Genomic DNA, 26,485 nt, shown 5'->3' on the forward strand with positions numbered 1-26,485 from the left:
TGTTTTGTAACGAACGCTTCTGCATCTGCCGAGGCGGGATACATTTTAGATTGAATACTGAGGGCTTCTGCTATATAAAGTGGAAGCCCCATTTTTATCAGAAAACAACGGTAATTCTAATCAGATTTTGTGTCAGGGGATACTTACATCTGTAACTTACAGATATGAGTGTAGAAAATATGTTTTTCGGAGATCATATCAAATGGGATTCAACTGCGGCATAGTAGGACTTCCAAACGTCGGGAAATCCACAATATTCAATGCTCTTACCAAAGCAGGCGCGGAAAGCGCCAATTATCCTTTCTGTACTATAGATCCTAACAAAGGGATCGTTCCTGTTCTGGACGATAGACAGGATTTTATCATTCAATACGTAAAGCCTAAGTCTGTGGTTCGCACAACCATAGAGTTTGTAGATATAGCTGGTCTTGTGAAAGGCGCAAGCAAGGGCGAGGGGCTTGGCAACCAGTTCCTCACGAACATCCGCCAGGTTGACGCTGTTGCGCACGTTGTCCGCTGTTTTGACGGCGGTGACATTACTCACGTTGAAGGCTCTGTTGACCCGATACGTGATATAGAGATAATTAACACAGAGCTTTTGCTCAGTGACATGGAAATTATAGACAGAGCTGTTGAAAGGCTCAGAAAGTCCTCCAAAAGCGGCGATAAAGAGCTGATTAAGAAGTTTGAGCTGCTTTCGACTCTTCAGGGGCCGGTGGCAGAGGGAAAACTTATAAGAGAGATAGACGGTTACGAAGAGATTGTTGATCAGCTTAGTGAATACTCCTTTATCACTGCAAAGCCTGTTATGTATGTTATGAATGTTGAAGAGGACGAGCTTCTCGAAGACAACGAACATGCACGGATGGTACGCGAACATGCTGCTAAAGAGGGCGCTGTCTGCGTTAAAATATGCGGAAAGATCGAGCAGGAAATATCAGAGCTTGAGGCTGACGAGGCGAAAGAATTCCTCGCTGACCTTGGTCTTGAAAAGTCCGGGCTGACGGAAATGACAGAGCAGGGGTATAAACTGCTCGACCTGATAACTTTCTTTACTGCTGGAGAAAAAGAAGTGCGTGCATGGACCATCACACAAGGCACAACAGCACAGAAAGCTGCCGGTAAAATTCATTCTGATATAGAGCGCGGGTTCATACGGGCAGAAACTGTCGGCTATGGTGATTTTGCAGAAATAAAGTCCCTGACAAAAGCCAAAGAACTTGGCAAGATGAGGCTTGAAGGGAAGGAATACATTGTGCAGGACGGAGATATAATATATTTCAGGTTCAATGTTTAAAAAAACTATACTGGTAATCCTGATAACACTTTTTGCTGTGGCCGCATTTGCAGATGATGTGGTTGAGGTTATGGGCAATATTGTTGTGTCCAAAACCTATGCTTATCAGGAACCATCATTTAAAAGCAAGGCTATGGCTCTGCTTGGTAAAAATTCTAAAGTCTTAATCATAGGGGAAGAGGGGGAGTGGCTGAAGGTCAGGCTCTATAATAAGTCCTCAGCTTATGTTTATGCTAAATATGTTGCTTATAAGCATGAGAATATAAGGCTAAAGGAATCTGCTACTAAGGTTTTGATAGATATTAAAAATCTGCTCGATCAATTTAATGACACAGTACAGTCGTCATGGTTTGCTGAAAAGCAGAAGATTATGCCGATGCTCTCTTTTCACTCAGGGAAAAATCCTGATGATATTTATCTGCTCTACAGTGCGGTGAATATAAAAGGCGAACCTGTCCCTTCTCTGAAAGAGAATCTGCTGCAAAAAGATATGGTAAAGCTGATTGAGCTTATCTATATGAAGATGATTGTGCTTCCTGACCCGAGGTATAAGATAACTATTCTTGTGCCGGATTTCGTTTCAGGCAGCTATAAGGGGCGTACAGATAACTACGCGGCGCTGACTCTTGATAAAAACTTTGCTAATATAGATGAAATAAAGACAGGGACGGGGAGCATCTGGGACTATATCAGAAGTGCAAAACGTCCGGACGAAATATTTGCGGGCTATCCGCATTAGAAAAAAGTAACTAGGAGCATAACATGCCTCTGACACATTTTGACGAAGAAGGAAGAAGCAGGATGGTTGACGTCACCGACAAAGGTGAGACAGTAAGGGAAGCAACCGCAGAGGGGTACATCAGCATGACTCCGGAAACCCTTCAGCTTATGATAGACGGGAAGATGGCAAAAGGGCGGAATGTCTTCGAAGTGGCAAGGGTCGCAGCCGTTATGGCTGTGAAGCAGACGCACAACCTCATCCCTATGTGCCACCCCCTCCAGATTACAGGTGTTGATGTCTATTTCACACCGGACAGAGAAAAATCAAAAGTTGATATTCAGGTAAAAGTTAAAATGGCAGGAAAAACAGGTGTAGAGATGGAAGCCCTCACAGGCGTTTCCGTGGCTGCGCTTACGATATATGACATGTGCAAGGCAGTTGATAAATCTATGGTAATGGGCGATATCCGTCTGATGAAGAAAACCGGTGGTAAGTCTGGCACTTACCTGCGAGAGGAATAGTTTTTGTCATTGCGGGACCTTGTGTCGAAGCAATCTTATGTATATTGAGAACGTAAACAGTATAACGTCCTTGACTATGGAGTATTAAAGGAAACAGATATGAAGGTACACATAGCGCAGATCAGCCCTGTATTAGGGAATGTGGAAAAGAATGCAGAGAAGCATTTTGATATAATCAAAACAGCCATAGGCAGCGGGTGCGACCTTGTTATGTTTCCGGAGCTTTCTCTTACCGGTTATTATCTGCTTGATTTAGTCTACGAAGTTGCTATGGACGAAACTCACCCTATCTATCAGAAGTTTCTTGAATTGTCTGAAAATATTGCGATTGTATTCGGATATGTTGAAGAATCAGCAGACAGGCGTTTCTATAACTCTGCTGCTTTTGTGCACAGGGGCAGGACTGTCCATACCCATAGAAAAGTTTATCTGCCGGATTATACCCTTTTTGAAGAGGGGCGGTATTTCGCAGCGGGTAAGAGCTTTGAAGCGTTTGATACAGAATTCGGCAAATTCGGCATACTGATATGTGAAGATTCATTTCACATGAGCGCTCTCTATATCCTTTCGCAGTCGGGAGTGCAGAACATTCTTATCCCCTCCAACAGCCCAGCGAGAGGCAATCTGGAAGAGGGGCACGATGCCGCTAATATCTGGCAGACTTCAAATGAGTATGTTGCAAGTGTTCTGACTGTAAATCTGATTTATGCTAACAGGGTTGGTGTTGAGGACGGGGTGTCTTTCTGGGGTGGTTCCGAAGCTTATGATGCCCGTGGTAAAAAACTTAAATCACTGCCGATGTTCAAAGAGGATGGCGGTTGTGTGCATATAGATATGAAAACTGTCCGCAGGGCTCGTATCGAAACTCCTTTTCTACGTGATGAAAAGAGTTATATTTTAAAAAATTATCTGGGAAAGGGGGACTAGCATGAAGCTGAACCTCGACCTTACAGTTGATATACTTACTAATTTTATAAAAGAAGAAACTGAGAAAATCGGGTTTGAGAATGTCGTGCTTGGGCTCTCCGGCGGTATAGATTCCGCTTTGAGTGCGGCGCTTGCGGCAAAAGCTCTAGGCGGAGACAGGGTGTATGCTTACTGCATGCCTTATAAACTCAGCAGTAAAGAGTCTCTGGAAGATGCTATAAAAGTTGCAAATGCTTTTAAGCTGAACTTTGAAGTGATAGAGATAACCCCTATGGTTGATCCTTATATAGATATGAATCCGGATATGAGCAAACTCCGCATGGGGAATGTTATGGCAAGACAGCGTATGATATGTCTGTTTGACATGTCTGCAAAGGTTGCCGGACTAGTGCTGGGAACAAGCAATAAAACTGAACTTCTGCTCGGTTATGGAACATGGTACGGTGATCTGGCGAGTGCCTTAAACCCCATTGGCGACCTTTACAAAACGCAGGTGTGGGAGCTTTCTGAGTATCTTGGTATTCCTGAATCAGTAATTGTGAAACAACCGACTGCCGACCTCTGGGTAGGGCAGACAGATGAACAGGAGCTTGGCTTTACTTACAGGCAGGCTGATGAACTTCTTTATAAGATGGTTGACGAGAGGGTTAGAACTTCTGAGCTTATCGAAGAGGGTTTTGCTTCTGATTTCGTAAACAATGTTTATGAGCGTATCAGGCGTAATCAGTTCAAAAGGCGGACAACTGTTATAGCGAAAGTCAGTCAGAGAACAATAGGCAGAGATTTCCGTTACTGCCGCGACTGGGGCTATTAAGGTTTTATAAGATCACTTCGCTTTGCTCGTGATGACTTTAGAGTAACGGCAGAGTGTCATTGCGAACCCCTTTTATGGGTGAAGCAAACTTACACGGTTACTGGCCGCTTTGCTCGTGATGACTTTAGAGTAGTGGCAGAGTGTCATTGCGAACCCCTTTATGGGTGAAGCAAACTTATACGGTGACTGACTGCTTTGCTCGTGATGACTTTAGAGTAGTAGCAGAGTGTCATTGCGAACCCCTTTATGGGTGAAGCAAACTTACACGGTCACTGGCCGCTTTGGTCGTGATGAACTTAAAGGCAGAGCTGCTTTTATCTGCCTGCACTGAATCAATCTGAAAATATATAGAATTTGCCGTGCCGAATGGGGCTGGGCTGTTAAAGATATTGCACAATACATACGAGGTAATAATGTATCACGACAAGATTATTAAAGAGGCGTTGACGTTTGACGACGTTCTCATGGTTCCGGCTAGCAGTAATGTTCTGCCGAAGGATGTCCAGACACAGACTAGACTCACCCAAAAGATAACTTTGAACATCCCTCTGGTGTCCGCAGCTATGGACACTGTTACAGAGGCGAGGCTTGCTATCGCCATTGCCCAGGAAGGCGGGATAGGGTTTATCCACAAAAACATGAGCATAGAAGAGCAGGCAGCCGAAGTTGATAAGGTTAAAAGGTCTGAGTCGGGAATGATTGTTGACCCTGTGACAATCTCTCCGGACAAAACCGTTCAGGATGCACTTGACCTTATGGGTAAATACAAAATCAGCGGTGTGCCGGTTATAGACGGTCAGAAGCTGGTGGGTATCCTCACTAACAGAGACCTTCGTTTCGTAGAGGATTTCACTGCTAATGTTACAAAGTTTATGACAAGCGAAAATCTTGTAACTGTTCCTGTCGGGACATCCCTTGAGGAGTCCATGAGGCACCTTCAGAAACACAGAATAGAAAAACTTCTTGTGGTTGATGATGCATTTAAGCTGAAAGGGCTTATCACAATCAAAGATATAAATAAAAGAATCAAATATCCTCACGCTGCAAAAGATGGTATGGGGAGACTGCTTGTTGGTGCTGCAATCGGTGTGGGTGATGAGGCAAAAGACAGAGCCGCCGCTCTCATTGAAAAGAAGGTAGATATACTTGCTATAGATACTGCACACGGTCACTCGTATAAGGTTCTGGATATGGTCAAATGGATAAAGAAAGAATATCCTGACATGCAGATTGTGGCTGGTAATGTTGCGACAGCAGAGGCGACAGAAGACCTTATAAAAGCCGGCGCTGACTGTGTTAAGGTTGGTATCGGTCCAGGCTCCATATGCACAACACGGGTTGTAGCAGGGGTTGGGGTTCCGCAGATAACCGCCATTATGGACTGCGCTGCAATGGCCGACAAATATAACGTACCTATCATTGCTGACGGTGGTGTTAAATATTCCGGTGATATAGTTAAGGCTCTTGCGTCAGGTGCCAGTACCGTTATGATGGGGTCGCTGTTTGCCGGAACAAAAGAAGCTCCCGGCGAGATTGAACTGTTTCAGGGGAGAAGCTACAAGGTCTATCGTGGAATGGGTTCTGTCGGCGCCATGAAAGAAGGCTCTAAGGATAGATACTTTCAGGATGATGCAGACAACGAGAAAAAATTCGTACCCGAAGGCATAGAAGGGCGTGTTCACTATAAAGGAGAACTCCGCAGCACTGTTTACCAGCTTGTGGGTGGGATCCGTTCAGGAATGGGCTACACCGGCTGCCCAACAATCGATGATCTGCGTAGAGACGCCAAGTTTGTCAGGATATCCGGCGCAGGGTTGAAAGAGAGTCATGTGCATGACGTTATAATTACTAAAGAGGCTCCTAACTACTGGATAAGTACATAGAACTTGTTGGCAGGCAATATACTGTTAATGCAGGCTGAAACTGCACATCCTCGGCTTTGGACGGTTGCACAATATGCTGATGTCCTGATGCTGATAGCATGACAGGGCGTTTTGAATAATAAAATGATATGCAAGGTAGAAAATATGGATATACACAGCCAGAAGGTTTTGATACTTGACTTCGGTTCGCAATATACACAGCTAATCGCACGACGTGTGCGTGAGGCAAATGTCTATTGCGAGATATTTCCGTGTAATGTGGAATTCGAGAAAATAAAAGAATACGGGGCGAAGGGGATAATACTCTCCGGCGGTCCCGCATCTGTTTACGATAAAGATGCACCTAAAGTCTCTGACGAGGTTTACGAGCTGGGTGTTCCTGTGCTCGGCATATGCTATGGGCATCAGCTCACAGGCATGTATTTCGGCGGTGTGGTGGCAGAGGCTGACCACAGGGAATATGGACGTGCTGAACTTTATGCTGATAAATCTGATGACTTTTTTGCGGATATAGAAGATGACAGTTTTGTTGTCTGGATGAGCCACGGTGACAGGCTGGACAAGATGCCTGAAGGTTTTAAAACCATAGCAAAGACAGATAACGCACCCGTTGCAGCTATGCGCCACGAAACAAGACCTATCTATACAATCCAGTTCCACCCAGAAGTTGCACATACTAAAAACGGCAGGCAGATTCTCGAAAACTTTGTTGTTAAAATATGCGGATGCGAGCAGGTCTGGACACCACGTAATTTTGTCGAAGCTGAAATAGAGCGAATCAAAGAGCTTGTTGGTGATAAAAGGGTTCTCTGCGGGCTTTCGGGCGGTGTGGATTCTTCTGTTGCTGCGGTGCTGATACACCGTGCCATAGGCGACAATCTGACCTGTGTGTTTGTTGACAACGGGCTTTTGCGCAAGGACGAGGGAAAACAGGTCGAGGATGCTTTCAGAAATCAGTTCAAGATGAACCTCGTAGCAGTGAACGCAGAGGACAGATTTTTGTCTGTACTTAAGGGTGTTACAGACCCTGAGAAGAAGAGAAAAGCTATCGGTAATATGTTTGTCCGTATTTTCGAGGAAGAGTCAAGCAAGCTTGGCGAATTTGAATTCCTCGCTCAGGGGACACTCTATCCGGATGTAATAGAATCAGTTTCGTTCAAAGGACCTTCCGCCACCATCAAGACCCACCACAATGTGGGCGGTCTGCCGGAAGATATGAAGTTCAAGCTTCTTGAGCCTCTACGTGAGCTTTTTAAAGACGAAGTCCGCCGTGTGGGGCTGGAGCTTGGTATACCTGAGAACTTTATCTGGAGACATCCGTTTCCGGGGCCAGGGCTCGGTGTGCGTGTTCTTGGTGAAGTGACAAAAGAACGCTGTGATGTTCTGCGTGAGGCTGATGCCATCTTTCTTGAGGAGCTGCACAAAGCAGACCTTTACACAAAGATATGGCAGGCATTTACAGTTCTGCTCCCTGTGAACACTGTCGGTGTCATGGGTGACAACAGAACATATGAAAATGCCGTTGCTGTCCGTGCTGTGGAGTCCACAGACGGCATGACTGCGGACTGGGCGCATATCCCTTATGAAGTGCTCGGGCGCATATCCAACAGGATCATTAACGAAGTCAGAGGGATAAACAGAGTGGCGTATGACATAAGCTCTAAGCCGCCTGCGACTATCGAGTGGGAGTAACAATTGAAATTTGAACGCTTTGTGGCAGGCAGATATCTGCGAAGCCGCAAGTCGAATAAAATATTATCCTTCATCTCAGGTATCTCCATACTGGGGATACTTCTCGGGGTTGCCACACTGATCGTGGTGGTGAGCGTGATGAGCGGGTTTTCAGACAACCTGAAAAACAGAATACTTGGGGCAAATGCACATATCGTCGTTAATCGTGTGGATGTCTCCCCCATTAAGAACTGGCAGGGGATCGGCAAGATAATCGAAGATGTTGACGGTGTAACCGGCGTCTCACCCTTTATTCTGAATCAGGTGCTTCTCACCAGTGAAAATAACGTTTCCGGTGTGGTTGTCCGAGGGGTTGTCCCTGAGCGCGAGCTTAAGGTCACTTCTATCAAAAAGTTTATGACTGACGGATATTTTAACGATATCTCAAAGAAAGCTGAAAATGGCAACCCGCAGATAGCAGTGGGGAAAGAGCTTGCTGCCAACCTTGGTGTTCTCCCTGGTGATGAAGTTGTTATGGTTTCTCCTTTCGGCAAGAAGGGGCCTTTCGGCATAACACCAAAGATGAAGCGTTTCGAAGTTTCAGGTATATTTGATACCGGCATGTATGAGTACAATAACTCTCTCGCTTATATCGATATATCTGATGCGCAGGAATTTTTCGGTACAGGAGACATCGCATCCGGTTTCAGCATCAGCACCGGGAATTTCGACAAAGCACCAGCTATCGCGGCACAGATTCAGAAAGAGCTGGACTTTCCTTTCTGGTCGAGAGACTGGATAAGCATGAATAAAAATCTGTTTTCTGCTCTGAAACTGGAAAAATATGCAATGTTTATAATCCTGACGCTGATTATTATAGTGGCGTCATTTAATGTAATAAGCATGATAACGGTTACTGTTAAAGATAAAAAACGTGACATAGCTATAATGCGTGCCATGGGTGCGCCGGAAAAGATGATATCCCGCATATTCATGAAGCAGGGGATGATCATAGGGATCACAGGGACGGTGTTTGGCAACATACTCGGGTTTGTTATATGCGTTGTTCTGGAAAGGTTTAAGCTGATCTCACTTCCGGAGGATGTATATTTCATGGACAGGATACCTGTTAAAATGGAACTTTCAACATTTGTCGTGGTAACAGTATGCGCACTGCTTATCACATATATAGCCGGCTTATTTCCTGCGAAACAATCAGCGAAGCTTGACCCTATTGAGGCTCTCCGCAGAGATTAAATATGAAACTGTCGGTATATGTTCAGCCCGGGGCGAAAAAGACAGAGCTATCGGGCATGCATGACGGAAAAATAAAAATCCGTGTATGTGCACCGCCTGTTGAGGGCGCTGCCAATGAAGTTCTCGTTAAGTTTTTGTCAAAACAGCTTAAAATATCTAAATCCGGTATAAAAATTATCTCTGGTGAAAAATCCCGTCATAAAATAGTCGAGATCAATATGGACACATTAGATGTCATGAATTGCCTTTCTAAGTAGTTATTAACGAACTTATGCTAATCTCCGTTTTCTATAGTTTATGGCGCAGAACTGCCATATGTGGTACTTTATAATTCATAGGAGGCCTCACATGAAACTAATTTCAATGTTTGCGCTGGTAATGTCGATATCTCTGTTTGCTTTCGCTTTTGGTGAAGGCAAGTATTATAAAAAGGGTCTGGAAGCAATGGGGCAAGGAGACTTGCAGTCAGCGAAAGTATTCTTTGATGAATCTATTAATGAAAACCCTAAGTTTTCAAGGGGTTACAGCAATCTCGCATATGTTCAGGCACAGCTTGGCGAGATTGATAATGCTATCATGAACTACAAAATGGCTTACAAGTTTGACAAGGAAGACTATAGTTCACTTACAAATCTTTGCGGACTGCTCATAGACAAAAACGACCTGAAGAATGCACTGACAAGCTGTTCGAAAGCCATCAGCATTAATCCGGCTAGCTACAAGGCCTACAACAAAAGATGTATGGTCTTCCTGAACGGAAAACGTTACGACAGCGCAATTGCCGACTGTTCACAGGCGATATCACTGCGCAGAGATTATGTAACACCTTACATAAACAGAGGGATGGCGTATTCTGCTCTTAAAAAATATAAAGAAGCATATGACGACCTGAGCATGGCGATAAAGATAGAACCCTCTAACGCTCTTGCTTATAACAACAGATGTGTAGTAAACAAAGACCTCGAACAATATGACAAAGCTCTGGCAGACTGTACAAAATCCATTGAGCTGGACAGCAGCGTATCGGAAGCGTATCTGACCAGAGGGTCTATATATCAGACAATGGGACAGAATGAGGATGCCATAATAGACTACACGATGTATCTGAAGCAGAACCCTGATGCTGAGTCTGTGCGTCAGCGCATGAACACCCTTTTAAAGGATATTAAGTGAAATACAAAGCGGTACTGATAGATTTTGATAACACAATGATAGGCACTGAAAAATATAATTTCAGGCTTTTTAAAGAGACGATAAGCGGTCTGATCGGCAGAGAGCTTACGAGTGAAGACCGTAAAAACTTTGACGGTCACACATGGAAGGGCATATTTCAGATATTATCTGAACAGTATTTACCGGAAATGAAACCGGAAGATATCAGAAATATTTTTGTAGATGCAAAATCAAACTTCTTTAACGGCGGTTCAGCACCACTGGCAGAAGGGCTTGACGATGTACTTGCGCTGAACATAAAAAAGGGTATCGTCACCGGAAGCTCACGGGCAGAGGTCAATATGTTTGCCCACTGTATTGATCTTTCAGCATTTGACATAATTGCTACAGATGAACTTTACGACAAAGGGAAACCGGCTCCTGACGGATATCTTTACGCTGCGAATGAGCTGGGATTTGAGCCCGGGGAATGTCTGTGTGTCGAAGATTCTTTTATCGGGCTGAAATCTGCGAAAAGTGCAGGGTGTGTTACTGTTTTTACCCGGGAGTTTGCTGATGAGGATCACAGCGGTATAGCGGACTTTACTGTTGAGTGCATGTCGGAAGTGGTTGATCTCCTGAGATAAAGAAGCCCCCCTCAAGCGAGGGAGGCGTTATTATAAAAACGGTTACAGACAAGTAAGTAATCTAAAGACTTAAGCTAATTACTATGTAAAGATTGCCGCGTTGCTTTGCTCCTCTCAATGACACGTCTTACTAATATGCAGATGCTAAGGGCTATGTCGCCTGTTTCTCGCAATTACGAGATCAAGCCATCATGTAATTTCAAGCACTTCTGCCGCCTCATTATATTACCTTTTTAGCCTTAAGGCTGCTGGCTTTGGGCTGCTGAGCCCGCACGGAGAGCACAGTCTTCAATGGCGACCCCTCCGAAGTAATTACCAACCACATAGAGCCCTTTGTATTTGCTGAGTGTGGTGTCAATCTTTCTGACGCGGTCTTTGTGATCCATGCCCAGAGTTGGTGAAAAATGGACTGTTGCACCGCTTTTTACGATAGAGCTTCGGTCTATTCCGAGAATATCTTCAATTTTGGAAATCTTCTCGTCTTCGTCCAGCGCACCGTCGCAGAAGTGGAAAGCGGCTCCTCTGTATTTGTCATGGGGGAGAATGTCCCTTGACACAGCAGAAGTGAAAACATCGTCTTTAGCAATTATAAAACTGAACGGCTCAACATTTATGTCTTCTTTTCTGACAATCACGCCGTATGTGTCAACTTTTACACCATGTATTTCAGACAGAAGTGATGCTGTTTCAGGTGCTGCTTGTTCCAGAAGTTTTCCGGCAACAGGGGGCGGGCAAGCCATTACAATATTCGGGGTCTGAAATTTATCACCTTTTACAGTTTCGACAGTATATGTCCCGTCAGCAAGTGTGACGTCAACAGCTTCGCAGTCAGTCTTGAGAGTTACATTTTCTTTTGCAGCAACAGAATCAATAAATGTTGACATGCCGCCTTTAAGAGTGAAGTTTCTCGGGGCTGTTTTGTCCCTGTCTCGTTTTTTCAGAAGCATATCCGCAGGGAATCCTGATGCGTCCTGAGATATAACAGCCTGGAGCATCGCCTGAAACATATTGTCATAGTTACTTTTGCCAAGTATGGCTGAGTAGTATTCTCTGACACTGTTGCCTTCCTTCTTTTTAAAAAACATTTTAGGTGCGTTGAGAGCCAGCTCAACTTTGCTGAGTGCTGACATGAGAGAGCCGATCTTTCCTTCTCTGTACATTTTAAAAGACGCCTTCTCTCTGCCGATAAATTTGTCTTCTGTTCCAAGCTCTCTGAGAGTTTTGATGAACGACATATAAGAACTGTATATTGTGTGTCCGCCGAGCTCCAGCCAGAAGTCCTCGTGACGGAGTGAGTACAGGCAACCTCCGGCGTAGCCTTTCTTTTCGAGAACGAGTACATTTTCCCCCTGTTCCGACATGTGGTGTGCGAAGCTCATCCCGCTGATACCGCTTCCGATTATGATAAAATCAAATGTATTCATTACAGCCTCCATCATTTTAGTATAGCTTCTCTGCTGAGTGTAAGCAAGTAGGCAGACTGCTGATTTGGAGTCTTTTTGTAGATAATTTTTACAAATGTTCACAATATTTACATCACTCTTACAACCTTAATAAGCGTTTTACAAAGTACACGCTAAAATTAGAATATAGAGGTGGGTTGATGAAAAAGTTTCCATGGCTGGTTCCTGTTTATGCATCGGCTGCCGTGTTCAGCCTTTATGCGTGGGCAGCGTCTTTCTTTTTATACGGCAAATAGCGAACAGCATAGCTTATAAACAAGTGTTAACGCACTTAAACAACCTCTGATATACCGTAGTCATAGGGCTGACTGCGGTATGTCCGTTTTGAGGTTGCGAGAGGTTTTTGCAAACATTTTAGTACCGGAGGTATTTGTATGGGATCGTTTAATAAGATTTTCTTTTTAGTGATGGTTCTTATCCTGACAACGGTTGCCTTTGCCTATGCAGCAGATGAGCATCCTGAGGATATGGGGAATAAGGACTGTGCGGAATGCCATGTTGATGTTACCCCAGAGATTTACAAACAATGGGAAGAGAGCGCTCACGGGTTCACAGGGGTTAAGTGTCAGGTCTGCCATGGTGACGAGGTAAACTTTGTGAAATCCCCGACCAATGCTACATGCGAGGGCTGCCATTCTATGCAGGTGGAAAATAATCAGGTTCCGCAGGCAAGGTGTGCAAGCTGCCATATAGCTCATAACTTTACAGTGCACAAGATGCACGACTACAAATAAGGGGGACTTTCATGAGTATAAGCAGAAGAACTTTTCTTAAAGCATCAGTAGCAACTGCCGCAGCCGCATCCGTAGGCATTGCAATGCCTAAAAACGCTGAGGCGGCTCGTGGTGCAGATGTTGATAAATGGGTAAAAGGCGCCTGCCGTTTCTGCGGTACAGGCTGTGGTGTTTATATAGGCGTTAAGGACGGGAAAGTCGTTGCTATTAAAGGTAACCCTGACGCTCAGACAAACTTCGGATTTCTCTGTGTTAAAGGGTTTCTTGCATATAAATGTATGTATCACCCTGACAGACTTACCGAACCTATGATACGCCAGTCAAATGGTAAATTCAAAAAAGTCAGCTGGGATAAGGCTCTGGATACCGTTGCGGATAAGTTCAAGGAACTCCACAAAAAATACGGCAAAGACGCTGTAGCGTATTACGGCTCAGGTCAGGCGATGACAGAAGAAAGTTATACTTTCAATAAGCTTTTTAAAGGCGGTTTCGGGTCTAACATGGTAGAGGGGAACCCGCGTTTGTGCATGGCTTCCGCTGTCGGGGGCTATATATCCTCTTTCGGTTCTGATGAACCGGTGGGAGCATATGCGGATATAGAATACTCTAAATGTCTGTTTATAGTCGGCTCCAATGCCTCTGAGTGTCACCCTGTGCTCTTCCGCAGAATTATGCGCCATAAAATGAAAAATCCTGATGTTAAGATCATCGTATGCGAACCGAGAAAGACCACAACATCAAAGATTGCCGACCTCTGGCTTCCGGTTGACCCGGGGACAGACCTTGCTGTTTTCCATGCAATGGCAAAAGTTATCATGGACAACAACTGGCATAACGAACGTTTCATGAATGAAAATGCACGTATCACAAACGGTAAAGAAACCTTTGATATCGCTGCATACAAAGAATTTATAAAAGATTTTACACCTGAAAAAGTAGAGAAACTTACACGCTGTCCGGCAGATAATATCCGTCAGGCTGCGGAATGGTTTGCAAATTCAGGTGCATCTACATCACTCTGGACCATGGGGCTTAATCAGCGTACGAGGGGCGTATGGGCAAACAACCTCATACACAACCTGCACCTTATCACAGGCAACCTGTTCAAGCCGGGGGCGGATTCGTTCTCCCTCACAGGACAGCCGAATGCATGTGGCGGTGTACGTGAAACAGGTACTCTCTGTCACCTTCTGCCGGGGACAAAACCTGTTACTCTCGATAAGTGGCGTAGTCACATAGAGAAAGAGTGGGGAATCAAGCCGGGGACTATTAACCCTAAACCGGGGTTCCATACTATGAAGATGTTTGACTCCCTTGGCGGAGAGAAGGATACGTCAAAACCTATAAAAGGGATGATCACTTGTACTACGAACCCGGCACAATCTCTGCCTAACCTGAACAAGTATATTGACGGTATGCGTGACTCTTTCCTTGTGGTTATTGATATTTTCCCCACAAGGACGACTCAGCTTGCAGATGTTGTCCTTCCTGCTGCGTTTATCTATGAGAAAGGCGGTGTGTATGGATGCTCCGAGCGTAGAAGCCAGCTTACAGAAAAATGCGTGGAACCTATGGGGAATGCAAAACCTGATGTGTGGATTGCTGCTCAGATAGCTAAACGCATGGGGCTTGAAAAGCTCATTCCGTGGAACAGCGATGACTCAATGAAAAACAATGAAATGGCGTGGAGCGAATATATCCGTGTGACAAAAGATACAGACCACACGCTCGCAGGCGCTACATACAGCAGATTGAAAAAAGAGAAGGCCGGGCTTCAGTGGCCTTGTCCGACTACAGATCACCCGGGCACATATAAAAGATATGTCAGAGGTATGGATCCTATGTTTGAGCATGAAGGGTTCCAGAAGAAATTTGGTATTAAAATGCCTCTGGACAGGCAGTTCTACTTCTATATGGACAGTAAAGGCGAAGGGAAAGCAAACATCTGGCTGCGGCCTTATGCCGGTCCTGCTGAAGTTCCATCTGCTGAGTTTCCGTTCTACCTCACAACTGGGCGTGTTATTGAGCAGTGGCATACAGGGACGATGACAATGCGTATCCCTGAGATAGCAAGAGCTCACCCGAACGGCTACATCGAAGTGCACCCTGATGATGCGAAGAAGTACGGTATCATCTCCGGAGATATGGTGGAGGTTACAAGTATACGAGGGAAGTCAATTTTGCCTGCTCATGTTACCAAAGTTTCACTCCCGGGCATACTCTTTGTTCCATGGCACGATCAGGCTATGGACAGGATGATCAACTTTGTATGTAACGATGCAGTTGACCCTGGTTCGAAGGAGCCGGAGTTTAAGATTGCCGCCGTGAAAATTAAAAGAATTTCAGGACCAAAAGACGTGGCTGACAAATACATAGTCAGCGACATAAACTCATCCTTCTCCTAAGAAGGCGACCAGCATCACTTTGCACTCCCTCTGCGGGGGGAGTGCTTTTTTTAAATGTGGTGTATGATTATTATAAGAAGACAGCATCACTGCGAAAACCATCCGGCAGTTTCTTACTGCTGATGCCTGAGGAAACTTCTTAATGCATAGTTTTTTCAGCGGAGTCCGCAATGATAACAATTTTGATGCAGGAGCCGAAAATGATCTACTCAGGAAGCATAGTTTTTATCGAACCTGAAAATCTAAATGAAGTTAAACAGGTGCTGGAAGGTTTCAGCGAGATTGAGATACATGCCGTTAGCGAGGACAAAACCCAGATAGTTATTTCTTTTGAAACAGAAAATGATGAAAAACTGGAAGAGCTTACGAAAGTGATTAAAAATCATAGTAAAATACTGGACGTTGGACACCATATAATGCATTTCGAAGACGAAGTGGATGCGATACTTCAGGGGGATAAAATTCCTGATCTGAAGACTTTTCAGCGGAGCAGGAGGAGAGAGAAGAACCCTCTTGAATCCCGTGAAGTATAGCCATGCCGAGGAACAGATTTACTGATAAACTCGGGAAGCTTCTTAACAACAACCCGTTTAAGAATTTCTTTAAGCTGAATAGACTGCGCCCCCCCGGAGCAGTTGCGGAAGAGATGTTTATGGAGCTGTGCATAAGGTGTGCCAGATGCATAGAGGTTTGTCCTTATGACTCTATCCATAGAGCGGATCTTTACGAGAAGCTGCAGATAGGGACACCTTATATTTTTGCAGACAAACGCGCGTGCTATCTATGCATGAAGTGCCCTCCGGTGTGCCCGACAGGTGCGCTGAATCCGGAACTTGTCAAACCTGAGAATGTCCGTATTGGAATTGCTGTAATAAATCAGGACACCTGCCTTAATTATCTTTATTTCAGAGAAGAAGAGGAGGGTGTTTCAGAAGGGTTGGCTCAGCTCTGCAATACCTGCAACAATGTCTGCCCGTTTACGGATGAAGCAATTTATCTGGATAAATTCATACTGCCTGTAATTACGGATAAATGTACCGGCTGCGGTATCTGCGTTGAAAAATGCCCTACGACACCTAAATCCATTAATATATATCCGATCGGAATGCCTGTTGAGGCGGAAGGCGGGTTTTTCAGCAGAAAGCAGAAGGTTCACGGGGAAGAAGGGGCTGAAGGGACTGCTCACGGCGAAGAGCTTCTTGAGCGCAAACAGAACATAAGTTCTTTCGGTGTGAAACCGGACTTTGAATATAATGTCGATCTGGATGAAGACAAGGACGAGTGGCAGGAACAATGAAGATAAAAACACTTAGACATACTGCCCAGACAGCAACACTGATTGCTATATTTGTAATACCATTTATGAATGTGTGGGAACTGTATTTTATCAAGGGCACTTTTTACTCAATGGACATAGGCGATGCTGCTATAGCTGACCCCCTTGCCGTATTTCAGTCGATGCTTGCGTCACGCATTATAAATATTCATATGCTGGCTTCGGTGGTTATCCCTATTGCGTTGATGATACTTTTGGGACGTGTATGGTGCAGCTGGTTTTGTCCGTATTACTTTTTTACCGAATGGGTAGAATTTTGTAAGAAAAAACTAGGGCTGAAACTGCGGAAACCGTCTTATTCTGCTGCATATCCGTCAAAGGCTTCAAGGTTTCGTTTTATCTTTCTGCTGATCGGTTTTTTAGTAATGGCAGTTATCGGTGTGCCTGTCCTTAACCTGATATCCGCACCGGGGATTATATCGTCTCAGGCTCTGGTGGTAGTTAAGTTCGGCTATGTGACATTTGAGCTTCTGATAGTATTTGTCATACTTTTTCTGGAACTCTTCTACTACCGTTATTGGTGCAGGCTCTTTTGCCCCACAGGGACATTTTTGTCTTTGTTTCGTAACAAGCACGGGATGACTGTGCGGAAGGTTACTGATACATGCTCCATGTGCGGGAGCTGTATCAAGGCCTGCCCTGCTGTGATCAATCCCATGACAGAGGGGGGGAGCCTGCATTGCCATAACTGTGGGGATTGTATAGATATCTGTCCGGACAATAAAAAGAGGGATACCCTTAAGTTTACATTCCGGTAATCTATGATATAATACGCCTCATGGATAAAAAACAAGCAGTTGTGGCTTTTGCCCGGGATTTTTTCGGCAGTGATGACGCAGACCTGATAAAGCTTCTGGAAAATGTCTGTCGTTACCGCAGAGTGGACAAAAAACAGATACTCTTTATGGAAAATGAGGAGGGGAGCACGGTCTTCTTTCTGGTGCAGGGGAGCATAAAGCTTTACCGTACCAACGATGAGGGGCGTGAAGCTGTTGTTCACTTTGTCCGCAGCGGAGAGATTTTTGCAGAGATACTGCTTCAGCTCGGTCTTAAATATCCGGTCACCTCTATGACCCTCGAAGAGTGCGACCTTGTGGAGATTGACGCCAAAAAGCTGGAAGAGATTATCGCAGGTGATCCTATGGTTTCGATGAGGCTGATAGCGGCACTTTCGAGGCGTATAAAATATTTTGTAAACCTTATAGAGAGCCTGACCATAAATGATGTCCGTGCGAGACTTGTAAACTGGCTTGCCGCTCAGAAAAAGAAAGAGTCAAAAGTTATCAAGCTCCCTGTGCCCAAAGGGGAACTTGCTCTGTTGCTGGGCACGACTCCAGAGACATTTTCACGTGTGCTGAAAAAGCTTGCAGAAGAAGGCTTTATCGAGGTGCAGGGGAGGGAGATCAAAGTTTTGAAAGACCTTATTCAGCAGTAGCTCCACCGCTACTACAAGCCCCTTGCGGGGAAGCAACCTGCACATGTCAGCAGTGCCGCATGATACAAGATTGCTTCGTTATCTGATTTTTGGCAATTAGTCAGGTTATTTAAATATATGTAATACGACAAAATAATATTGCTGGTTGAGGATCCCTTAGTAATCTTTGCCTGCCGCCTGAACGTTTTCAGGAGAGAAAGCGTGGCATGGTGTCACGCCATATACCATCCCGCAGTCGCACTGCGCTTCAAAGGTTTCCATCTGAAAGGTTTTGCCGCATTCTGAGCACGGAACTTCAAGGGGAAGGGGCATATTACCGGAAGAAAACCCCATCGCTCTCAGCTTATCTACAACCTGTTTTCCTGACTCGAAAGAGCCGCTGCATCCATCGTGCATATTGACACTCCTTTTATGTGTATTGTTTGAGTGTACTATAGGTGTTTGACCGGTAGAAAAACTTGATCGCTGTCAAAAAATGAGAAAATATGCCGTCCAGAACCAGATCACTCCTGTGATAATGAAAGAGGCAAAGACCATTGCGCTACCGGCATCTTTTGCGGCTTTAGCTTTTTCGTCAAATTCCATGGTGACGAGGTCAACATTTCTCTCTATGGCGCTGTTTGCAAGTTCTGCGAAGAGGGGGAGGAAAGAAGATGTTGACAGGATCGCTTTTGCCAGCATAGGTACCGGGAGCAGAAAGAAAACCAGCTGGCATACTATAAATATATACACTTCTGTCTTGAATGATGATTCGTTGCGGAAAACTTCTGTCAGCCCCTGAATTGCGAAGGATGTATTTCTTATAAGACCGAATTTTTGTTTGTTTAGCATTGTGTCCTCTTTATTTAAATAGTCCGTCCAGTCCAAGTGTATCCCAGAAATTCCAGATATTCATAAAGAAAGCATCAAAACGGCTTCTGGAAACCTGCTGTTCTTCACGCTGCCAGAAGTACAGATCGCTTACAGGGTAGAGGTATCCGAAGTCGTATGAGGTATGGCTCTGCATCTTTCTGGCGATAAGGGAAACGGGATATCTGTATTCAAGCTCCATGGAGCGGACGATACTTTTCGCTTGTTTTCTTGTTTTTGCTGCATTCGCAAGGAGGGACTCAAAATAATATTCGGAGGAATCATTAAGGTTATAGTTGCGGAAGGCTCCGGCCAGAAGTGTATAATACCTGTGTTTGGCACGAAGTGCAGTTATCTCCAGCGATTCCATTATCTCTGTCCTCAGCGAGTCACGGAGCGGGTCGGTTGGCTGTGCATTGTTATGAAGAGCATTAACGATAAAAAACAGATCATCTGAGAAATCCATCAGCATCTGCGCTTCCTGTTTTATCATTTCACGATGTTTTTTCCCGACGAATGGAAGCGAAGCCTTCAGCATGGAATAATTGCCTTTTGGCTGAAAAGTTTTGTTGAAGGGCCACGGAAGTTCTTCAAAGGGTGTTTTTGCGGACAAAAGACTTATGAGTTTTTCATCTTTTAAGTATTTTTCCTGTACATCTGCGGCATAGTTAAAGAGTGCTTCGGCGTCGTCTGCAAATACATCAGCCAGCACAGAAACCGGCGATGTTTTATGAATCTCTCCGTCTGTTCTGAACTGCCACGACCATCTGGCGATACTGTAGTCAATAACCCAGTATCCCCACTCCCAGCCGGAAGTGAATGTTACATGACCTTCTATCCCCTGATCTGCCATTAGTGTTATGTCATCGTGGCGGCTTTTAAGATACGGCAGGAGAAAGAGCGGGACAGAGGTGTCAAATGTTACCCAGTATGACGATTCCGGCCAGTACCAAGTCTCCCGTCTGGTCTTCTCCTTCTGCATCATCTCAAACATAAACTGCTGATTTTTGTTGCCGTAGACCGGCGCTTCATCTTCTGTTAGCGAATAAAACATTACTGAATGTATCATCACCCCTGCTGTGTCAGGGCTTTCTGACGGTTTCCGCTTAATGACATGAGTGTTTTCCATTACATTCACGCCGTACTTCTCTTTGATAGTTTTGATGAGGTATTTTTTATGCTCGGGCATAAGTTCTGAGAGGTCAGGGAGGTATTCCCCCATTGTAAAATCGATACTTACATAATCGAAAGGAACCTGAAGAAGCCATTTAACATTTTCATCTATCTGCTTTTCGTAGCTTTCTAATGGGTTGAGGAGATTTACGGTCTGAAATGCCTTCTGTTGAAGGGTGGAGAGGCTTATCACTGCTCCTGTGAGTACCCCGCGCTGTTTTGCGTAGCGGACATATCTGGATGCGTGCTGAGTCCATGTCTCTCTGTCTGCTGTGCGCAGAAGCCAGAACTGCATAACGTTTTGTCCGTTGCGTACGAGCCAGTCTATATACTCTTTGACATCGTAATAACCTGTGCCGTCCATACTGCTGTGAAGCTGCTCTGTAAGCTCCATAGGGTGCATTGTGTGAAGGTGGAATCCTCGCTTCTGGAAGAGGGGCTCCCCTTCAAAAGTGAAGGACGAAGGTAGATTCCACTCTGTCAGGGCAGGGATAAATGTATTTTTCGGATGATAAAAGCGGAAGCCGAGCTTCTCCTGAAGCAGACCGTAAAGACCAAACACAATGCCCATTGCGTCCGGTGCTGAAAGGGTCAAAGTGAGACCCTCTTTCGAGGGCCTCGACTTCCACATGTAAAATTGTACAGGATATAAAATGCTAGAGGGGAAAACTCTTGCAGTTGGAATGTCGTTATTTGTCTGGAGCCTCAGGTAAATATTTATCTCTGCGTTATCTCCGTTGATCGTTACGGATTTACCTTTAAAGCTTTCTTTGAGCAGGTTTTTAATATCACCCACCGTAATGTTGACAGCAGACTGCTCAAAAAGTTTATTTTGAATATTGATATTTATGAAATTATTTTCTGCGAATGCAGATACGGGCGTGCATAATAATAATATTAAAACAGAAACTCTGAGCATAAATTACCTCTTTGTAAGGGGATATACGCTCTATTATTAATCAGTTAAGTAATGTTATTGTCAGGTTAATATGCGATTAATGTCTGGTGGTATTATAATTGAAAATTGATAATATATTCCGGCAGGTTTACAGGTCTCTCATCCTCAACATAGAACCAGTCTTCCAGAAAGTTTCCCCCCTGAGTGATTTTATCCAGTGGAAGTTTCATAAATTTTCCAGTAGAGGTGACCGCAGGAGTCCCATCCGGAAGTATTATTGCCCCTGCACTTGTAAAGGATCTGTTTTTGTGCTCGGTCAGAAAAGCTTTAGCGTAGAGCTTGTCTCCTGTGGGTAGAGGTTTGCGGTATTTCATATTAAGGTCTATGGTGACGCCCCAGAGATTTTCGTCTATTGAAAGGATGGTTCGCCCCATTGTTTCGTCAAGTATCGCCGCTGCTATGCCCCCGTGGAGGACTCCAGGGTAGCTCTGGTGCTGATCCATAGCGTTGAACTCTGCTATAAGGGTTCCGTTGCCTATGTGGTAGAATTTTGCTTTTAGACTGTGATTATTATTTATGCCGCATACGAAGCAGCCTGTGCTGCTGTTTTGTTTTGTGAGGTTTTCCATTCGGCTGCCTGTCTACTCGAAAGATGGTTTCTGCAACACTTCGATATCTTCCAGCTTTCCATCAAACTCGCGTATGATTTTCTGGACAAGCCCGTCCTCTTTTGCTTCCTGTCTGATTTTTTTTTCGTGGAAGGTTTCTATTGTCTGTTTTTTTTCAACTATGCTTTTTTTTTTGGTGTCTTGCTCGATGACTGTTTTAACCTGATCTATGCTGTTGAAAGCAGCGGGGATAATCCTGTTTAGCGCCTGCATGTTCTGTGCACGGTTCACGAAGTCAAAGTAGAACTTTTTCTCTGAGGAGAAACCAATAGTCAGCACCTTGTCAGCGATGTGTACAATGTATCCGTGTCCCAGCATAGAGGAGAGTGACCCGGGGATTTCCTGCTCCACAGCGCTTATGATATTCTGCATTTCCAGATCTGTGCTGCTGAGGGTTGGTTTGGATGATGTTTCCGCCACTGGTTTTTTTACAGTAGCTGCTCTGCCTGTAGTGTCGGATGATGTCTGGGACGCCAGACCTTTTGAAGAGATTACAGAACCTATGTTTGCAGCTTTATACATGCCGAACTCAAAAATATACTGCTCGAAACTAAAAAACTTAAGGTCATTCAGTAACTTCTGGAATACCTGAAACAGAGCGTATAACTGCTGTTCTGAAGTGTTTTTCACAAGTTCTTTATAGTAGTCGTTCTCTTTTGATGTCAGCTCTTTGTTTTCCTTTTTTGTGATCAGCTGCATCAGCAGGTTTCTGGTATGCCCTATGAGTGTCTCTGTTGCAAAAGCGAAGTTGACACCTTTGCCGGACAGTTCTTCTATTGCGTCCGGTATTTCTTCCGGCTGTTCTTTTATTATCAGGGCAAAAAGTTTGTCTACGAGGGATTTCTCAGAAAAGCCAAGTAGAAAGGATGTGCTCTGCTCATCCAGTTTGCCTCCGGTGAAAGCTATAATCTGGTCGAGGAGCGAGAGGGAGTCCCGCATACACCCGTCAGAGTTTCGCACAACAAGGTTTAGTGCGTCTTTGTCGTATTCTATCCCTTCCGTATCCATCGCTCCGGCGAGGCTGTCATACATGATCTCGAAAGGAATTTTGTTAAAGTCGTATTTCTGGCATCGTGAGATTATCGTTGCAGGCAGTCTCTGGGGGTCTGTGGTAGCCAGTATGAACATCACATAGTCCGGCGGTTCTTCCAAAGTTTTCAGCAGTGCATTAAAGGCGTGCTCAGTGAGCATGTGAACCTCATCAATGATATAGACTTTAAACTTGCATTTAACAGGGAGGAAGCGCACAGCCTCACGCAGTTCGCGTATTTCGTCTATACCTCTGTTGGAGGCACCATCTATTTCCACTACATCCATTGATGTACCGGAAGTTATTTCCGTACAGTTTTCGCATTTATTGCATGGATTAGAGCCGACAGGCTCAAGGCAGTTAACAGCTTTTGCCAGAATACGTGCGGCGCTTGTCTTGCCGACACCTCTGGGGCCTGTGAAAAGGTATGCATGGGCAACCCTTCCCATCTCTATGGAGTTTTTTAGGGTGGTTACCACAAACTCCTGTCCTGAAAGCTCATCGAAATTTTGGGGTCTCAGTTTTCTGGCTAGTGCTATATATGACATAAACAAAAATTATAGGATTCCATGCCGAATGTAAAGAGAGATTTTCCTTATGTCTTTATGGATGGAGTGCAAAAAAAAAGCGGCACCCTTTCGAGTACCGCCTGTTATTAAGCTTCCTGGAAGCCAAGTCGTTTTGATATCTCTCTGGCGTATTTTCTCGCAACGGGGAGGATCTCTTTCTCCATCCGTTCCTGTGTCATCCGACATGCCGGACCTGTAACACTGAGTGCCGCAACAGGCACACCAAGGTAGTCTTTAATCGGTACAGCGATACAGCGGACTCTGTTTTCAAACTCTTCGTTGTCGAAGGCGTAGTTTTCTGCTGCGACCTGCTTAAGTTCTTTCTTAAGAACCGGCAGAGATGTAACAGTCAGGTCTGTGTAACGTTTGAGTCTCGCACCCATATATATCTTATTGATCTCTTCCTCTGACGAATAAGCAAGCTGCACTTTACCGATTGCGGTGCAGTATGCGGGGACATCTTTCCCCACGCGGCTGATTACGCGTACGGGGAGCTGTGTTTCAGCTATGTCGAGGTAGATAACATTCCCCTCACGGAGAATGCCGATATAGACAGATTCGTTAACTTCGGATACGATCTTCTCCATAAACGGTCTGGAAAGCTTAAGTATGCCGAGTTTGTTGACGAATTTCTGACCCAGATTAAAAATACCGATCCCGAGGCGGTAGTTTTCAGTGTTGAGGTTCTGCTCAATGTATCCTCTGGAAGCCAGAGTAGCAAGCAGTCGGAACACATTGTTTTTATGAAGACCGAGAGACTTGCTCAGTTCTGTCACTCCGAACTCATCTTTGTTTTCAGCATTTCTGAAAACTTCGAAAAGTTGCAGAGCGTGATAAACTGACTGAACAGGTTTCACTTCGGGTTTGTATGCCATTATATGCTCCTTATAGTTATAAATATTCCAATTATAGAATATTGTTATAATATGCGCAAGTGATTTGACCACAGTAAACCACAATAATTGAATTGTTGGAAGTAAAAATTAACTAAATATTGTGCATTTTTACAAATAACTGATATACTAGTGCTTAAAATTTAATCAGGGATGCAAATGTTGAATAAATTACCTGTATCAGTGGCCATAATATCGTTTAACGAAGAAGCTAACATCGGACGTACTCTTGAGGCAATAGCTGATTTTGCGTCTGAAATAATCATAGTAGATTCCCATTCCACAGACAAAACAGCAGAGATAGCCGAAAGCTATGGGGCAAAGGTTTTTGATGAAGATTGGAAGGGGCATGTGGCGCAGAAGAATTCCGCTCTTGAGAAGTGCTCCTGTGAATGGATTCTGAGTCTGGACTGTGACGAAGTTGTTGACGAGAAACTAAGGAAGTCAGTTGTCCATGCTGTAGAACACCCGACATCAGACGGTTACATGGTTAACCGCAAGACTTTCTATATGGGGAAGTTTCTTGATTATTCATGGCAGCCGGACTGGAAGCTGCGGTTGGTAAGGCGCAAGTGTGCACCTGTATGGGGAGGGTATGACCCCCATGATGTCCTGTGCATTGAGGGGAGTGTTGAGAAACTTCGAAGCGGTTATTTGCTTCATTACTCATACAAAGATATTTACGACCACTATCAGAGGCTTGTAAAATACGCTAAAGTTGCGGCAGAGTCATATTATAAAAACGGGAAACGATTTTCATATTTTGGTCTCATAACTAAGCCTGCATACGCTTTTGTAAAAAAATACTTTATAAAGCTTGGTTTCATGGACGGATTCGCAGGGCTGGCTGTTGCTGTTAGCTCGTTTATATACGTATATCTAAAATATCTGTTTCTGAAAGAAATAAAGGATAAAAATAATGTCTAAAGTTATCTCCATAGGAAATATTAGCATGGGGGGCACAGGGAAAACCCCTTTTACTATCATGCTCGCCAAGCACTACATATCAAAAGGTAAAAAGGTCTGTATCCTGTCCCGCGGGTATAAGGGGAATATAGGCTACGATACAAATGTTGTCAGTGACGGCAAAAGCATACTTCTCGGACCGGACAAAGCTGCTGATGAACCTTATATGATAGCGGTGAACTGTCCTGAGGCAATAGTCATTACAGGGAAAGAACGCGTGCGCTCTTATGAATATGCTGAAAAGCATTTTAAGCCTGATATCTATCTGCTTGACGATGGGTTCCAGCACCATAAGATGCATCGTGACATTGATATCTGCCTGCTGGATCATAAAAAGCCGATCTCGACAGGGCTGATGTTTCCTTTCGGGTATCTTCGTGAGCCTGCATCGGGGATAAAGAGGGCGGATATCGTTGTCTTTACCCGTGCAGAAGATGATAGAATTCCTGAAAAGGCTGCGAAGTTTGTTAAGGGTAAACCTGTGTTTTTTAGTAATGTGGATTATTCCGGTATATATGGCGTTGACGGTAAAGCTAAAATAGCGATGAAGGGGAAGAAGGTCTTTGCTTTTGCAGGGATTGCATCACCGAAGAAGTTTTTCAGTTTTATTAAGTCCCTTGGGGCAGAGCTTGTGGGCAGAAAGTTTTATAGTGATCACCATTGTTATTGCGGGCGTGAAACATATGTTGTGGAGCGTAAGGCGAAAGAGATTGAAGCTGACCTGATCCTGACCACAGAAAAAGATTATGTAAAACTGCCGGAAGACGTTAAGGAAAGGGTGCATTATCTTAAGATTGATATAAACCTTCGAGAGGCGCAGAAGTTTTTTGAACTGTTGGGGTAGCCCTGCGGTTTGTTAACAGGTGCTGAGATTATAAAATAGAAAGCCCCCGCAAAACCTTTTTATCAAGATCTTCTCAGCGGGGGCTGAAGTTCGAGGTATTAATCGTCCTACCTCCATATTTATTTTAACAACACGGCGAACTCTTGTTTTCACTCGAGGCTTTTCCGCGCCTCCTACGTACTGTCCGAGCCGTTGTTGATAATACTAACATACGACTGGTAGCCAAATTATCAATAGTTATTTTGCATCATTATTACGAAAAAAGTATCTTCCGCTCACCATGCAAGGCTGTCTCTTTGTAGTTCTGTTTTGATATTCTACGATTTATGGTA

The 26,485-nt window shown here is 44.5% G+C and carries 26 protein-coding genes; 19 read left to right on the forward strand and 7 right to left on the reverse strand.

Annotated elements, in window-relative coordinates; genetic code table 11:
* Positions 1-202: 202 nt before the first annotated feature.
* From ychF to DACET_RS15255, 11 genes are all read left to right on the forward strand, one after another.
* Positions 203-1,297: a redox-regulated ATPase YchF gene (ychF, locus tag DACET_RS00370; RefSeq protein WP_013009427.1), complete on the forward strand. Its 1,095-nt coding sequence runs from the start codon at positions 203-205 to the stop codon at positions 1,295-1,297.
* Positions 1,290-2,036: an SH3 domain-containing protein gene (locus tag DACET_RS00375; RefSeq protein ID WP_013009428.1), complete on the forward strand. Its 747-nt coding sequence runs from the start codon at positions 1,290-1,292 to the stop codon at positions 2,034-2,036. The genes ychF and DACET_RS00375 overlap by 8 nt, the downstream gene beginning before the upstream one ends.
* A gap of 23 nt (positions 2,037-2,059) precedes the next feature.
* Positions 2,060-2,539 (forward strand): cyclic pyranopterin monophosphate synthase MoaC, encoded by a 480-nt coding sequence (gene moaC, locus DACET_RS00380; RefSeq protein ID WP_013009429.1) that lies wholly within the window; start codon positions 2,060-2,062, stop codon positions 2,537-2,539.
* A 99-nt stretch (positions 2,540-2,638) separates the two neighbouring features.
* On the forward strand, positions 2,639-3,466 hold the full coding sequence (locus tag DACET_RS00385; protein ID WP_013009430.1) for a nitrilase-related carbon-nitrogen hydrolase: 828 nt from the start codon (positions 2,639-2,641) through the stop codon (positions 3,464-3,466).
* A 1-nt stretch (position 3,467) separates the two neighbouring features.
* Positions 3,468-4,280 carry an NAD+ synthase gene (locus DACET_RS00390; RefSeq protein ID WP_013009431.1) on the forward strand — a complete coding sequence of 271 codons (813 nt, stop codon included), beginning with the start codon at positions 3,468-3,470 and terminating at the stop codon, positions 4,278-4,280.
* 413 nt (positions 4,281-4,693) lie between these two features.
* The gene (gene guaB, locus DACET_RS00395; RefSeq protein ID WP_013009432.1) at positions 4,694-6,163 is read left to right on the forward strand and encodes an IMP dehydrogenase; all 1,470 of its coding nucleotides are present in this window, start codon (positions 4,694-4,696) and stop codon (positions 6,161-6,163) included.
* Between the two features lie 144 nt (positions 6,164-6,307).
* Positions 6,308-7,855 carry a glutamine-hydrolyzing GMP synthase gene (gene guaA / locus DACET_RS00400; protein ID WP_013009433.1) on the forward strand — a complete coding sequence of 516 codons (1,548 nt, stop codon included), beginning with the start codon at positions 6,308-6,310 and terminating at the stop codon, positions 7,853-7,855.
* Positions 7,856-7,858: 3 nt separating this feature from the next.
* Positions 7,859-9,091 (forward strand): lipoprotein-releasing ABC transporter permease subunit, encoded by a 1,233-nt coding sequence (locus tag DACET_RS00405; protein ID WP_013009434.1) that lies wholly within the window; start codon positions 7,859-7,861, stop codon positions 9,089-9,091.
* A gap of 2 nt (positions 9,092-9,093) precedes the next feature.
* Positions 9,094-9,348, forward strand: coding sequence for a DUF167 domain-containing protein (locus DACET_RS00410; protein ID WP_013009435.1), 255 nt, complete (start codon positions 9,094-9,096; stop codon positions 9,346-9,348).
* 91 nt (positions 9,349-9,439) lie between these two features.
* Complete coding sequence (locus DACET_RS00415; protein ID WP_013009436.1) at positions 9,440-10,264, forward strand: tetratricopeptide repeat protein; 825 nt, start codon at positions 9,440-9,442, stop codon at positions 10,262-10,264.
* Positions 10,261-10,890 carry an HAD family hydrolase gene (locus tag DACET_RS15255; protein ID WP_013009437.1) on the forward strand — a complete coding sequence of 210 codons (630 nt, stop codon included), beginning with the start codon at positions 10,261-10,263 and terminating at the stop codon, positions 10,888-10,890. Before DACET_RS00415 ends, DACET_RS15255 begins: the two co-directional genes overlap by 4 nt.
* Before the next feature lie 239 nt (positions 10,891-11,129).
* Here DACET_RS15255 and DACET_RS00425 read toward each other — a convergent pair whose 3' ends face one another.
* Positions 11,130-12,314: a protoporphyrinogen/coproporphyrinogen oxidase gene (locus DACET_RS00425; protein WP_013009438.1), complete on the reverse strand. Its 1,185-nt coding sequence runs from the start codon at positions 12,312-12,314 to the stop codon at positions 11,130-11,132.
* A 413-nt stretch (positions 12,315-12,727) separates the two neighbouring features.
* On the opposite strand from DACET_RS00425, the gene DACET_RS00430 reads away from it, so the two are divergent.
* The 6 genes from DACET_RS00430 to DACET_RS00455 all read left to right on the forward strand — a co-directional run bounded on the left by DACET_RS00430 (position 12,728) and on the right by DACET_RS00455 (position 18,263).
* Entirely contained in the window at positions 12,728-13,087 is a 360-nt protein-coding gene (locus DACET_RS00430) for a cytochrome c3 family protein (protein WP_013009439.1), read from the forward strand.
* 11 nt (positions 13,088-13,098) lie between these two features.
* On the forward strand, positions 13,099-15,492 hold the full coding sequence (locus DACET_RS00435) for a molybdopterin oxidoreductase family protein (RefSeq protein WP_013009440.1): 2,394 nt from the start codon (positions 13,099-13,101) through the stop codon (positions 15,490-15,492).
* Between the two features lie 170 nt (positions 15,493-15,662).
* The gene (locus DACET_RS00440; RefSeq protein WP_013009441.1) at positions 15,663-16,025 is read left to right on the forward strand and encodes a chaperone NapD; all 363 of its coding nucleotides are present in this window, start codon (positions 15,663-15,665) and stop codon (positions 16,023-16,025) included.
* Positions 16,026-16,027: 2 nt separating this feature from the next.
* A complete protein-coding gene (locus DACET_RS00445; RefSeq protein WP_013009442.1) occupies positions 16,028-16,789 on the forward strand; it encodes a 4Fe-4S dicluster domain-containing protein in 762 nt (253 codons plus the stop codon).
* On the forward strand, positions 16,786-17,586 hold the full coding sequence (locus DACET_RS00450) for a 4Fe-4S binding protein (RefSeq protein ID WP_013009443.1): 801 nt from the start codon (positions 16,786-16,788) through the stop codon (positions 17,584-17,586). The genes DACET_RS00445 and DACET_RS00450 overlap by 4 nt, the downstream gene beginning before the upstream one ends.
* 20 nt (positions 17,587-17,606) lie before the next feature.
* Positions 17,607-18,263, forward strand: a complete 657-nt coding sequence (locus DACET_RS00455; RefSeq protein ID WP_013009444.1) for a Crp/Fnr family transcriptional regulator — start codon at positions 17,607-17,609, stop codon at positions 18,261-18,263.
* Positions 18,264-18,419: 156 nt separating this feature from the next.
* Here the strand turns inward: DACET_RS00455 and DACET_RS00460 are convergent, their stop codons facing one another.
* From DACET_RS00460 to DACET_RS00485, 6 genes are all read right to left on the reverse strand, one after another.
* The gene (locus DACET_RS00460) at positions 18,420-18,659 is read right to left on the reverse strand and encodes a hypothetical protein (RefSeq protein ID WP_013009445.1); all 240 of its coding nucleotides are present in this window, start codon (positions 18,657-18,659) and stop codon (positions 18,420-18,422) included.
* A gap of 72 nt (positions 18,660-18,731) precedes the next feature.
* Positions 18,732-19,094 carry a diacylglycerol kinase gene (locus DACET_RS00465; protein ID WP_013009446.1) on the reverse strand — a complete coding sequence of 121 codons (363 nt, stop codon included), beginning with the start codon at positions 19,092-19,094 and terminating at the stop codon, positions 18,732-18,734.
* A 10-nt stretch (positions 19,095-19,104) separates the two neighbouring features.
* Positions 19,105-21,204 carry a hypothetical protein gene (locus DACET_RS00470; RefSeq protein ID WP_013009447.1) on the reverse strand — a complete coding sequence of 700 codons (2,100 nt, stop codon included), beginning with the start codon at positions 21,202-21,204 and terminating at the stop codon, positions 19,105-19,107.
* A 92-nt stretch (positions 21,205-21,296) separates the two neighbouring features.
* The gene (locus DACET_RS00475; RefSeq protein WP_013009448.1) at positions 21,297-21,812 is read right to left on the reverse strand and encodes a PaaI family thioesterase; all 516 of its coding nucleotides are present in this window, start codon (positions 21,810-21,812) and stop codon (positions 21,297-21,299) included.
* A 12-nt stretch (positions 21,813-21,824) separates the two neighbouring features.
* The gene (dnaX, locus tag DACET_RS00480) at positions 21,825-23,429 is read right to left on the reverse strand and encodes a DNA polymerase III subunit gamma/tau (RefSeq protein ID WP_013009449.1); all 1,605 of its coding nucleotides are present in this window, start codon (positions 23,427-23,429) and stop codon (positions 21,825-21,827) included.
* A gap of 107 nt (positions 23,430-23,536) precedes the next feature.
* Positions 23,537-24,325: an IclR family transcriptional regulator gene (locus DACET_RS00485; RefSeq protein ID WP_013009450.1), complete on the reverse strand. Its 789-nt coding sequence runs from the start codon at positions 24,323-24,325 to the stop codon at positions 23,537-23,539.
* Between the two features lie 177 nt (positions 24,326-24,502).
* On the opposite strand from DACET_RS00485, the gene DACET_RS00490 reads away from it, so the two are divergent.
* Complete coding sequence (locus DACET_RS00490; RefSeq protein WP_013009451.1) at positions 24,503-25,270, forward strand: glycosyltransferase family 2 protein; 768 nt, start codon at positions 24,503-24,505, stop codon at positions 25,268-25,270.
* Positions 25,263-26,153, forward strand: coding sequence for a tetraacyldisaccharide 4'-kinase (gene lpxK, locus DACET_RS00495; protein ID WP_013009452.1), 891 nt, complete (start codon positions 25,263-25,265; stop codon positions 26,151-26,153). Before DACET_RS00490 ends, lpxK begins: the two co-directional genes overlap by 8 nt.
* The last annotated feature ends 332 nt before the right edge of the window (positions 26,154-26,485 follow it).

It is taken from the genome of Denitrovibrio acetiphilus DSM 12809, assembly GCF_000025725.1.
Classification (GTDB): domain Bacteria; phylum Chrysiogenota; class Deferribacteres; order Deferribacterales; family Geovibrionaceae; genus Denitrovibrio; species Denitrovibrio acetiphilus.